General features: G+C 55.1%; 8 protein-coding genes. 1 reads left to right on the top strand and 7 read right to left on the bottom strand.

Features of this window, described 5'->3' with window-relative positions; translation table 11 throughout:
- Nucleotides 1-146: 146 nt before the first annotated feature.
- From OHL23_RS07040 to OHL23_RS07025, 4 genes are all read right to left on the bottom strand, one after another.
- Nucleotides 147-3,839 (bottom strand): Plug and carboxypeptidase regulatory-like domain-containing protein, encoded by a 3,693-nt coding sequence (locus tag OHL23_RS07040; RefSeq protein ID WP_263351079.1) that lies wholly within the window; start codon nucleotides 3,837-3,839, stop codon nucleotides 147-149.
- Between the two features lie 490 nt (nucleotides 3,840-4,329).
- Nucleotides 4,330-6,063 (bottom strand): CRTAC1 family protein, encoded by a 1,734-nt coding sequence (locus tag OHL23_RS07035; RefSeq protein WP_317891652.1) that lies wholly within the window; start codon nucleotides 6,061-6,063, stop codon nucleotides 4,330-4,332.
- Nucleotides 6,064-6,166: 103 nt separating this feature from the next.
- Nucleotides 6,167-7,459 (bottom strand): MFS transporter, encoded by a 1,293-nt coding sequence (locus OHL23_RS07030; protein ID WP_263351078.1) that lies wholly within the window; start codon nucleotides 7,457-7,459, stop codon nucleotides 6,167-6,169.
- Nucleotides 7,460-7,965: 506 nt separating this feature from the next.
- A complete protein-coding gene (locus tag OHL23_RS07025; protein WP_263351077.1) occupies nucleotides 7,966-8,571 on the bottom strand; it encodes a hypothetical protein in 606 nt (201 codons plus the stop codon).
- A gap of 91 nt (nucleotides 8,572-8,662) precedes the next feature.
- Here OHL23_RS07025 and OHL23_RS07020 point away from each other — a divergent pair, with 91 nt between their 5' ends.
- A complete protein-coding gene (locus OHL23_RS07020) occupies nucleotides 8,663-9,064 on the top strand; it encodes a DUF1801 domain-containing protein (protein WP_263351076.1) in 402 nt (133 codons plus the stop codon).
- A 31-nt stretch (nucleotides 9,065-9,095) separates the two neighbouring features.
- Here the strand turns inward: OHL23_RS07020 and OHL23_RS07015 are convergent, their stop codons facing one another.
- The 3 genes from OHL23_RS07015 to OHL23_RS07005 are packed head-to-tail and all read right to left on the bottom strand — an operon-like array spanning nucleotide 9,096 to nucleotide 12,426.
- Nucleotides 9,096-9,659 carry a hypothetical protein gene (locus tag OHL23_RS07015; protein WP_263351075.1) on the bottom strand — a complete coding sequence of 188 codons (564 nt, stop codon included), beginning with the start codon at nucleotides 9,657-9,659 and terminating at the stop codon, nucleotides 9,096-9,098.
- A complete protein-coding gene (locus tag OHL23_RS07010) occupies nucleotides 9,656-11,956 on the bottom strand; it encodes a xanthine dehydrogenase family protein molybdopterin-binding subunit (RefSeq protein WP_263351074.1) in 2,301 nt (766 codons plus the stop codon). Before OHL23_RS07010 ends, OHL23_RS07015 begins: the two co-directional genes overlap by 4 nt.
- Complete coding sequence (locus OHL23_RS07005) at nucleotides 11,953-12,426, bottom strand: (2Fe-2S)-binding protein (RefSeq protein ID WP_263351073.1); 474 nt, start codon at nucleotides 12,424-12,426, stop codon at nucleotides 11,953-11,955. Before OHL23_RS07005 ends, OHL23_RS07010 begins: the two co-directional genes overlap by 4 nt.
- Between the last annotated feature and the right edge of the window lie 47 nt (nucleotides 12,427-12,473).

Raw genomic sequence — 12,473 nt, 5'->3', positions numbered from 1 at the left:
ACTGCACCCTGCGATCCTTCTGAGATTTTACGCGGTGATCAAAAAGAAGGCGCCTCCGCATGGAAGCGCCTTCTGTATCCATCCAACCTGCCGAAACCACATTTCATAGCAGTCGCGGAAGGCCGGATTTCGTTGTTAAAGCAAGGTTAGAAGTTGTACTTCACGTTCAGCTCAAGGATGCGCGAGTAGGGAGCCTGCGATTTTGTATCCATGAAGCCGAAGTTCTGAACTGTACCTCCGGTGCCAGTGTTCAGAGCGATGGCCTTGCTGCCATAGTTCACCAGATATTTCAAGGTGAGCTGATTCTGCGAACTGAACTCCGGCAGCGGGTGGTTCAGCCAGTCGAAGGCCGAGATCCGGAACTGGACGTTCTGTTCGCGCGGTAGATGGATTGTCCGATACAAAGCCAGGTCGTTGTCAAAATACGAGCCCATACTCATATACGGATACTTCTGGCCACCATACGTACCAACAGCGGGGGCGGCGAAGCAGCTCAACTGGACGCGTTGATATTTCGCCAGTCCCGAGTTTGGATTGCAGGTCAATACCGGCTGGATCGCGATCGACGCGTCGGTCCCATAGTAAGTTGGGTCCCCAATGCCGGTCGTGACGCCGTTAGTCGTGGTTGCATTTGGTTTGCTAGCAGTTGGAGCAGCGTAAGTGGGAATGGTGGCCGGATCGTAGGCCAAAGACAGTCCGAAGTTCGGTACGCCATTACCTAACTGCGCCAGCAAGCTGCCGCCCGCCTGCCAGGTGGACGTACCGGAAATAGTCCATCCGCTCATGGCAGCTTTTACCAATGCATTGCCGTAGTGGAAACTTCCGGTCTGATAGGTGTACGAAGAATTGAAGACATAGGGGCGATCGATTGCCTCCACACCATAGTTCGCGCGCAGAGCAAACGGATTGTTCTGCAAGCCCGTTCCCAGTGTTTTAGACCAGGTGAAGTTGAAGTTGTAGGAGAGCTTGCCGGACGACTTGATCCATGCCGCCTGAAGACCGTTGTAGTTTGTGTAGTCGGTACTCTGAGACTCGTATACGCTACTGGTGCCGTATGCGTACCCAAAAGGCCGGTAGTCTGCAACCTTGTTTCCGGTGGGCGTGCCGTTGGTGTTCTCAGCTATGTTCTCAGGATTGTTGGAGATGACTCCAGTGATAGGATCCGGTTGGAAGAAAGCTCCAATCGGAGTCTTGTTCTGATCCGCGAGTGCGCTGAAGCCGCTGCCCTCAATAGTCTCGCCATTATTCAGAATCTGGCTTGTGCTGCTTCCCACGTAGGCAACGTCCAGCAGTGTGTTCCACTTGAGACGCTGATCAATCGTGAGGTTGTAGCTATATGTCACGGGTTCGCCATAGTCATTAGCATCAAGACCACTTTGAGAACCGGATGCGCATTGCATCGTGCACGTTGCTGGCTTCAACTGTCCGATCTGGGAGAGCAGAACTGTCTTCTGTCCGGGCAGATTGTAGGTCTGAACAGCTTGTGCCGTCGTGAGCGCACCGGCATAGTCGTTGTATTGGCCAGTAAAGCGGTAGGCGCCCCATCCGCCGCGAACGACAGTGTTGCCGGTCCCGAAGACATCATAAGACAGACCGAAGCGTGGAGAGACAAAAGCAAATCGGTTGGGCTGCCCGCTGAGTGGCACGCCGGGGTCGATACCATGCCAGTAATAGCCGGGATCGATCTTGCCTGAATTCCAGTCCGACAGAACACGGTTCGGGAAGAATACAGCCATGCCAGTTCCCTGCCGGTCATACCAGTGCCCCACGTGCTCGAAGCGCGCTCCAAACTCGATGCTCAGACGCCTTGTGGCCTTCCACGAATCGTCTGCGTAAAACGCAGTTGTCTGGTAAGCCATATCGCTGACAGGAGCCAGATTATTCTCCGAGTATCCAGTCACGTTACCCATGATGAAATTGGCTACGGGGTTATTCGGGGAGCCGACGGTGGTTCCGGTAAAGATGTTCGGATTCTGACCGCTGAAACTAGAGATATTGCCGTTCAGACTCGTACCGTCATTGCTTTGGATGTTGCCGACGTTCTGCGTGAAGCCTCCGAACTTCAGAGTATGGGCTCCCCATACCTTGGTGAAGTTATCGGCAAACGCAGGGATTTCCTTGCGAACCTCATACGTTCCCAAAGGATTCTCGAAGATATCACTCTGAGAGAAATCCGGGAAGGTAAAGTTGCCCGCGCTGCTATAGGACGGGATCAGCTGTGAACCGCCGTTGTAGACCGTCGCATATGGATAGTTAAGCGTCGACTTGTAAGCGGATTTGATGTTCGGCGCGCCGAATGGGAAGTTGCCGTAGCCCCAGCTTGCGATGAACTCATTCGTAGATGTAGGGCCAAAGGTATGGACAAAGTGGCCGGCAATCGCTTTCGTATAGACGTACCCGTAAATTCCGCCTCCCGGGAAAGGTATGGCGTTCCCCGGCGTCCAGTAGATGTGGGCTCCGTTTCCTTGAGCAAGCTCGGCGCTATAGGCCTGCTGGTAAGAGATGTAGAGCTTTGTCTTGTCGCTCAGGTTGTAGTCCACCCGCAGACGGTAGACCCACCCGTTATTGATATTGTCGACTGGTTGATAGTAGTTGTAGCCGCCCTTAGTGGTTGCTGGGTTAGCGTTCGGAGTCGGCCAGAAGCTGGCAAGCGCTTTTGCGCCCGGGTCAAGGAACTGGCCCGGAATATGACCGTTCGTGACCGTCGTGCCATCCGGCAGAGTCGTGCCTGTCAGATCGTTACACCATTGGTTCTGAACCGTCGATGAGAATCCGGTCGGGCAAAGCGCAACGTTATCGGCGTTGTCCGAGGTGAAATCACCGGCCAGCATCTCGGGACTGGGAATGTACGATTTGAGGACGTTGGCATTGCCCTGGTTCTGAAGGAATCGCTCGTAACCACCCCAGAAGAAGAGCGTCTTATGAGTATGCGGAACAGGGCCGCCGAAGTTGCCGCCAGGGTAATAATAGTGAGCATCGCCCCTCGATACGCCCTGGTTATTATCCTGCCAGTCATTAGCATTCAGAATGTCGTTGCGAGCGTCGAAATAGGCCTCGCCGTGATAGTTCGCGGTACCCGACTTGCTGATGGCGCTGACAACGATGGGACCAAATTGCCCGTCCGCACCAAAGTTTGAAGTTTGTACACTGACTTCCTGGGTCATCTCAGGGCTGACAATGGAGATCGAGCCGGCGCTGTCACCTGGATCGAGTACATTGACGCCGTCGGAGAGCAGCGCTGTACCGCCGCGGTTAGGAGCGCCGTTCAGGTTGATGCCGTTGCCAATCGAACTCTCATTCGCGGAGATATTAAGATCGCTGAATGTGGGGCTGGCCTGGGTCAAACCACCTGAAGTTGTCGTCGCACCGGGCAATATCTTCAATAGCTCGGTGGTGTCGCGGCCCTGCAGGGCAAGGTTTTCAATCTGCTCGGCATCCAGCACAGCGGTGCGCTCGCCGTTATTCTGCTGCAGAACCTCGGGAGCAGCCACAACCTCGATCGTCTGCGTCGCTGCATTCGCTATGTCAAGCGCGATGGTAGGGACGGCAAGCGTATCGCCTGCGTGTAACGTGAGGCCGGTCAACTCCTTCGACTGAAAGCCCTTCATATCGACTTTCACGGAATAAGTCGAAGGTACGAGCGCAGGGAAAGCATAGAAGCCTGTGCCGTTTGTCTCCGTTATGCGCGAGTCCTTCGTTGTCTCGTTGATGACGGTAACTTGAGCTCCCGGAACTACTCCTCCGGTGGTGTCAGTCACGGTGCCTGATAGTTGTGCTGCTGCCTGTGCATGAAGTTTGGGAGTGAATGCCAGCAGCAGTGCTACCAAAAGCACAGCCACCGATCTTCCGGTTACTAGAGTTTGCGCCCATGACAATGAACGGCTCACGATCCCTCGCGAGATTGGCATTAAGTTGGTCTCCTAAAAAAATTCTTATGATTCCCTCCATCGCAAGATTTCGGCGGGCGCCCTTGTTGCGGAGGGTGAGTTATTCATGCCGGAATAATTCGATTTACTTCGGCGGCATACAACACTACAAAAACGAATATGCGGCTGTCAACTTTACTTCGGTGGCAAGAATATATCGAACTGAATCGAGGGGAGGAATCACGCCTTTAGTCTTTGAGCATGAATGAGATCGGAGACGGAGACGCCGTCAACAACATGCGGCCTCAGAGGCTTTTCCTCTGAGAAGATAGCTTCAGAGACGGACCGAAGGATGGCGACGTGGAGGGCCAAGCCCTCTGAGATGAGAAGCCATGACGGATGCCTAATCGGAACGATCGGCAGTTCGACGCTCCAGCCATTTGACTTTATATATGAGACGTCCTTAAAAATGTGATCGCGCTGGAGAACTCGGCCGGATCCGTTCCGCGGGCACTATCCCTTCCCCCTCAAGCACCGAATAAAACTGGTCTACTGCCAAATTCGTTAAGGTCTCCCGCTTCCCGGATGGCCAGAAGATCTCTACCTTATCGATTCTTGCGTGTGCTCCCAAACCAAAGTGAAGCCTCAGGTCGTTCTGTGAGAGATAGCTCCCGCCGCTTCGCACCTCGTCCGACTGCACCAGGTCGCGGGCAGTTACACGGACCCGCACGTTCAATGCCAGCCGATTGCTTTTCGTTCCCGCCAGTTCCAGACCGATCCAGTGATTCCTCGCATCAGGCTCTGTCCTCAGAACCATCGGACGACCCTCAATATTCTCGACCACCAGTTCGAGATGCCCATCGTTGAACAAGTCACCTACGGCCAATCCACGGCTCGCTTGCGGGACCTGAACAGCCGGCCCCGATACTCTGCTGATATCGCGAAATTTCCCATTATGCTGATTGAGAAAAAATATTTTCGGTTCACGATATTTGGTTCCTATATCTTTCGTGTCCACCTGCGGGTAAACGTGCCCGTTGACCAGCGCGAGGTCCGACCATCCGTCGTTGTCGATGTCCAGAAACGCATCACCCCAGCCGACATACGGAACTGTAGCCTTAGCAATACCTGCATCAAAGGACACATCCGCGAAGTTCCAGCCTCCATCATTACGAAACAGCGCCGTGTACTCCTCACTAAAGTGCGTAATGGCAATGGAGAATCTGCCGCTGTGCAGGTAATCTCCCAGGGCGACACCCATGTTGGCCTGCTCGCTGCCGTTTCCATTCACAGCTACTCCGGCTCGATACGCCATATCCGTGAATCTGCCGTTACCATCATTTCTGTAGAGATAATTCGGCTCACCATCATTCGCCACGAAAAGATCAAGCTTGCCATCGTTGTCAAAATCCGACCACACGGCGCCCAGTCCGAAATAACGTTGCGCATCCCCCACGCCTGCCTTCGCTGAAACGTCTGAGAATGTGCCATCTCCATTGTTGCGATACAGATTGTCGGGAGAGCCTTTGAGTCCACGCGGTCCACACTGGACCGGAATCTCGTGATACATGCAGGTTCTCTTCGATCCAATCGTAGGTAGATCGTTCAAATCCAGATCTACATAATGTGGAACAAAGAGATCAACGAATCCATCCCCGTCGTAGTCTCCAAACACAGCCCCGGTAGCCCAGCCCTTGTCTGCGCTCAAGCCAGATTCCGTAGTGACATTCGTGAAAGTTCCATCTCCATTGTTGCGATAAAGGACAACACCGCCGAAACACGAGACAAGCAGATCGGGCCAGCCGTCATTGTTGTAGTCGCCTACCGTTGCACCCATGGCCCAGCAGGGAAAGCCAACGCCAGCTTTGTCCGTAACGTCGGTGAAGGTGCCATCGTGGTTGTTACGATAGAGCGCGTTGCGCGCTTTCTTGCCAGCCAGAAACATGTCGACGTCAGGCGCGTTCGTGAAGAAAATATCCGGCCACCCGTCTCGATCAAAATCGATGAGTGCGACACCGCCGCTCATCGACTCAACGATGTACCGTTTCTCCACAGAGGAAAGATGATCGAAGTGAATACCCGTCCTGGACGTAATATCTTCCACTTCCAACGCTTTGGCGACCGTGCTTTCATGTGTGTGGGGCACCGCCGAAGGCCGCTTCATCTCCTGGCCAAGCGCCAGTTGAAAAGCAATCAAATATAAAGATACAAAGATGTCTCTTCGTCTCAAACGGCAGATCACGCAGGAACCTCGTATATTCGGCACATTTCATTAGCCATCCCAAATTACGGCATACAGATCAAAGATTTGATGTGACGAGATCATCGTCTTTCGTTTCTCGGATCAACAGCAAGCCCAGGAGTGTGAGAACCGCGGAGGCCGTGAGGTAGTAGCCAACATATCGCAGGCCTAAATTCTTCGCGAGCCAGGTAGCAATATAAGGGGCAAGGGAGGCGCCCAAAATCCCCGCCACGCTAAAGGCGAGAGAGCTCCCGGTATATCGAACCGGAGTTGGGAACAGCTCTGAGACGATGGTGCCGAGTGGACCATAAGTAAAGCCCATCAGAGAAAGGCCAAGACACGTCATCACTACGGCTCCGGCAGTGCCCGCCGTGAACAATGGGGCGAGCACAAGGCCAAAGAGAGCGATCAACACAGTGACCGTGAACATAACAGGGCGGCGTCCGCGCTCGGCAAGCATGGCGGAGATAGGAATCGTGATCGCGAAGAAGAGGATGCCGAGTAGTTGGATCATCAGAAAACTGGCGCGGCTGTAGTGGAGTGCGCTGGTTCCCCAGGATAGCGCAAAGACGGTCATCAAATAGAAAAGAACGAATGTCGCGAGAGAGGTAAGAATGCCCGCAAACAGTGACCGGGCGTGGTGACGGAAGACGGTAAACATCGGGACACCAACCGGCTCGGAGCGCTCGATGGAAGCTTGGAATACCGGCGTCTCCGTGATGGTCAGCCGAACATAGAGACCGAGGAGCACCAGCACCGCGCTGGCAAGGAATGGTAGCCGCCAGCCGAAGGCGAAGAACTGCTGGTCCGTGAGCCATCGGGAGAGGAGCAGAAAAATGCCGCCAGAGAAAAGGAAGCCAATGGGTGCTCCGAGCTGCGGAAACATGCCGTAGAGCGCACGCTTTCTCGGCGGAGCATTCTCAACGGCAAGCAGAACAGCTCCGCCCCATTCTCCTCCAAGACCAACGCCCTGTCCGAAGCGGAAGAGAGCGAGCAGCAACGGCGCGGCGACACCAATCGTCTGATATGCGGGTAACGCACCAATCAGGAAAGTTGACACTCCCATGGTCGAAAGCGCGAGAACCAGTGTCTTCTTGCGTCCGATCCGGTCGCCAAAGTGTCCGAAAAGGGCAGATCCGATCGGGCGCGCAATGAACGCTATGGCGAAGGTTGCCAATGAGGCCAGCGTTGAAGAAGCAGGATCCGAAGCTGGAAAGAAAAGGCGAGGAAAGACCAAAACCGCAGCTGTGGCATAAATATAGAAATCAAAAAATTCAACAGTTGTTCCCACCAGGCTGGCAAATAAGACCTGGCCTGGGGAATTCATGCGCCTTTGGCTTGTTTCGATCATTATCACTCCGACTGGGTTGAAGTACACAGTTCCAGCATGGAACAACCAGGGCTCCGATGTCCCCATGCCGAAATCCAGCCACGCCCTCTCGGAATGGCCGGCTTGTCTCGATCGCAGGTTCCAAACCCCATACAAACGCTTCATCAGGGGTACAAGCCTTTGATTACATTACCTAATTCGTTGATTCTAAATGGTCGCCAAAGACGAGATCGCAACGCCGACGCCAAGTTGGCTAACCGGCCTCGAATCAACGGAAGTGTTTGATAGCAAGTGACTTGAAGAAGTCCGGTTTTAGGTTAGTGTGCGATGATTTGGACTAATTTCGGCCTTGTAAGTAGGTTTTATATGCCTCGCGCGGGAAAAACCATCGGAATCAGCCTTTCTGAAGAACACCAAGCACCTGCAGCTCCGAGGATTTGCGCGGTGCCCTTCTCAGCTTGTCTGGAGATCTGTTAGAGAAACCAACCCGGACGGCCGGTTGGATCATGTTGGATTATGGCGCATCTTCAGTCGGTGGGTGTGACGCTATTTACTTGCCACCCGCTATCTGACTTTACGACATTCGCGACCGCACTCTGCTGGCCCGACATGTCCATCGCCACTCCTGGAAAAGCCGTCTTCATCTCCACGGTGGAAGCCCAGCCGGGAACACCTGCAACGTCATAGTGATAGCTGACGCTATATTGAGTGGCATCCGAAACATCGGCTGGTGAGAATCCGTCGATAGTCGTCACCTCGCGATGACCAAAGCAGAAGTTGCCATAGCCCGGCTGCGTCTGTTCCGCCGTCCAACTCGACCGACCCTTATCTGAGAGATCATAGTCGTTGACTTGCTTGGACCCGATCAGGAAACGTTTCTTTTCTGCAGCCTTCCTGACCAGGAAACCCGTGTCTGTCAATGCATCATAGCCTTTTGTCTGCTCATAGTTCGAAGTGTCCGCCTGCACGGGAAATTTCACGGGACTCGGCCACACACAGTCCTGGCGGGTGCTGTAGTAATTGTTGATCGCCGACTTGAATGCCATCTTGTCCACGAAATTCGTTTTGCGGCATCCTGCGGCAATCAGCGCCCCGCCGCATATTCCCACACCCAAAAGGCTTATAGCTTTCATTCAGAGGCTCTCCTGGAAACTTAGATGCAGAAAAGCTCCATGTAGGGAGATACCGCGTACGATAGATTCCGAAAGCGAAAGTGGAGCGGCGATGAAAGCGCAATTGCTACGATTCAACGAAACTGTCGAGCGCGATCCAGCCATCGATGTGTGGATGCATAAGCATGGAGGAGCACTGGGTGCCATCGCGCACGAGTGGTTCGAGGTGATGCGAAAATGCGGCGATGAAGTTCGCGAGGTCCTGCATGACGGCTGTCCGGTAGCCTGCTTCGGCGATGTGCCCTTCGGCTACGTCAATGTATTCATTTCGCACGTGAACGTGGGGTTCTTTCACGGCGCAGCGCTGCCGGATCCGGCCCGGTTGTTGCAAGGCGCCGGCAAATTCATGCGCCACGTAAAGCTAAGAACGGGCGAGGCCATAGATGCCGCGTCGCTCAACAGGCTCATCGAGACGGCATACGCCGATATCAAGATGCGCGTAGAAAACGGTTGACCCACCAACTTCAAATTGCGAATTACTGGTCTCACGGGCACGGTGCTCCGGCGGATGTCCATTCGTGCACCTTCCTGAGAAACGTCTCCTCGGACATCGGCACCGGCTGGCGGCCATCCCCGGGATGCCATCCCCACAACACGAGTGGCGTGTGCATGTGCGTTTCAATCGCCTTCGCATCGCGTCCACCATTGCGTTTGGGATCAGTCAGCAACTCGCATAGCTGGCGGGCGGAGAGGCCTTCCCAGATCATTGGGTTGTCGGGCGGAGGAAGGCGCCAATCCGGCGCACCCGGAGGCATATGCGCGCCTACGAGGTTGTGGTCCTGATGACAGCTGCTGCAATAAACCGGTGCGGCGCCCTCTCCGTTTGGCCCGCGCTGCACATCCATAACGTGCTGATGCAGATCATCTCCCTGGCGCGGATAACCACCTGTTGAGTGACAGACGAGGCAACGGGGATGATGCAGCACGGGGGTAATTGCCTGGAACGCCGCAACTCCTTCGGTGCGGCTGCTGTCAGTTCCCGCAGACTGTGGCACGGCATAGAGCATTACCGCGTATCCCGCGATGAGTGTAGCCAAAATGCGCTTCATACCGACGTCGCCTCAAAGCGGCGATGGATCGCTGCAAGCAACCGCGCGGGGGTGAAAGGCACGTGACGCAGACGCACTCCGGTTGCGTCAAAGATCGCGTTACCGATGGCCGCCGGAGCCACCGTGATCGAAGTCTCTCCCGCACCCGTCGCGCTCACATCGTCCGGCACAACGAAGATGGTTTCTATAGCCGGAACGTTATAGTCGAGACGAAGGCTGGTGTATCCCTCCCAGTCCACCGAGGTAACGCGCTCTGCGTCCCAGGTGACCTCTTCCACTAAAGAACGACTCATGCCTTGCAACAATCCGCCCTCGACTTGATTGCGCAATCCGTCGGGATTCGATATCGGCCCGCAGTCAATTGCGATCGTAAATTTTATCGGTCGCACAACACCGGTTCGCAAGTTCACAGCCAGGTCTGCAATCAGGGCGGCATAACCGTTATCGCCTTCATAGGCGACACAGGCCACGCCCCGTCCCGTCACTTCTTCATGCCCGGAAGCAGATTTTCGGTGAACCGATCGAGCCTGCCAGTTCGCGGCTTTGGCGACGGTCTGTAGAACACCACGGACCCTTTCATCATGGAGATGGCGCAGTCGATATTCCACCGGGTCCGCGCCTGCCATATAGGCGAGTTCGTCCATGAAGCATTCGTTCGCAAATGTATTTTGAATGCGCAACGGTGAACGCAGTGGCCCTGTATAAAACGGTGACGCGACAGTATGTGTCAATACGCGCTCGCTCTTTACAGTACCGCTGCCACTACATACTCCGCCTGCGCAGCCGACGACATATTCCGGGACCGTGTTGCTGCCGTTGCGCAATTTCCTGGTGGGCGCCTTCGCGGGCGTGGGTTTCAATGGCTCGGGATCATAGCCAAGCAGCATTCCGCTGATGACATTTCCGGGCTTGTCGTAGCCTGGGCGGCTGCCACGATTGGCCACCCAGTTCTCCCTGTCCCACGCAACGATAGAACCATCTGCATCAAGACCCACGCGATGTTCTATGACACACGCATTCCCGAAATTCTCCCACATCATCTCGTCCTGCCGAGTGTACTGGAGCCGTACCGGCCTTCCTACCGCCTGCGACAGCACGGCCGCATCGAATGACACGGCGTCTGCACCGTTCAGCCCGTAACAGCCCGATCCGCGCACAAAGATGACGCGGACTCTGTCGGGCGGCATATTGAGAAGCATCGCAATGCAGTTTCGTGTCGGATAGACCGACTGCGTGGGAGACCACACGACCGCATGATCTGACTTTACATCGGCAACAGCGCAGGAGGAGCCGAGCGATCCATGCATTTGATACGGATATGTATAACGCGCATGAAGAACGTGATGTGCCCTCTGAAGTCCATCTGCGACATCTCCGGAATCCACACTCAACTCGTCATGCGAGGGCTGCTGCTGCATATGATCGAAGAACCTGTCCTGCGGCGGCAACGCTGGACCAGGATTCCATCTGCAGACCAGTCTGCGAGCAGCCTGCACTGCAGCAAACTGAGTCTCCGCCACAATCCCGACGAAATCCTCACGGACGACAACCGCAACCACACCGGGGATACCTGTGATCGAAGCCTTATCTGCCGATAGCAGCGTTGCCCCCATTGCAGGAGGGCGCACAACCCGGCCGTGGAGCATTCCGGGGACGCGAACATTCTGGACGAACTCAAATCCCCCCGTCATCAGTGCAGCGTGATCGAGTGCGCGAACAGGCTTGCCTAAGATTGTCCATTCCTTCGGGGAGCGGCGTTTCGCCTCTTTGTTTACGGGCAGACTGAACTTCTTTGTGCCGATGAGACTGGCATACGTTATCTGTCTGCCTCCGGGAGATCTGACCGCTCCGTCTATCGCTGTCAGCGTCCGCTCGTCCTCTCCAAACTGCAGCGCAGCCATGCCTATGAGGGCTTCCCGCGCCGTTGCGGCTGCCAGCGCAAGGTCTTGCACATTAAAGTTGGTTGGCGTCGATTGGCTACCCGAAGTGCTGCCCTGATCCGGCGTGACATCCGTGTCGCATTGAACAAGCCTCACAGCTTGCAAAGGTACGCATAGCTCCTCCGCGATCAATTGGGATTGCGCGGTAAAGATGCCCTGGCCGAGGTCGCATTTCCCCGTGAATGCCGTAACGGTCCCATCGGAATTTATAGCGATCCAGGAATCCAGCTTATCCGGATCGACATGCGACCGGTGTGTTCCAAACTGTCCCTCCTGCGCAAATGCGAGAAAATTAGAAGACAGGCCGACGATCAACACTCCGGCCCCCTTAAGGAATTCGCGGCGCGGCGCTATCATCCATGCCTCCCGTCTCGGTAAAGGCGAATCGCACGCAATATTCGAGCGTGCGCAAAGCAGCGACACAACACCCCTCCGAGGGACTCGCGAATCTCCTGATCCGTTGCATGCGGTTTTGCATCCAACAAAGCCTTTGCAGTCAGAATTACCCCACTCAGGCAGTACCCACACTGCGCTGCGCCTTCCTCGAGAAAAGCCTGTTGAATCGGATGAGGTTTCTCCGGAGAACCAAGACCCTCGAGCGTCGTAATGGGCTCCCGACCAACGCTGCCGACCGGTTTCACACAGGAACGAACGACCTGCGATCCGATCATCACGGTACAGGCCCCGCACTGCGCCATGCCGCAACCGAAGTGAGGCGCATTCAAGTGAAGCTCGTCGTTCAACACAAACAGCAAGGGCGTGTCGGGATCGATCTCGACTGTCTGGCTCTTACCGTTCACCAAGAGAACCTGTTTCACGGAACTCACGCCCTTCATCTCTTTCCTTCATTCGGTAGCGAAATCCGACTGGAGGT

It is taken from the genome of Acidicapsa acidisoli (assembly GCF_025685625.1).
GTDB classification, from domain to species: domain Bacteria; phylum Acidobacteriota; class Terriglobia; order Terriglobales; family Acidobacteriaceae; genus Acidicapsa; species Acidicapsa acidisoli.
The sequence above is the reverse complement of the archived record's forward strand: the minus strand, read 5'-3'. Positions and strand labels throughout refer to the sequence as shown.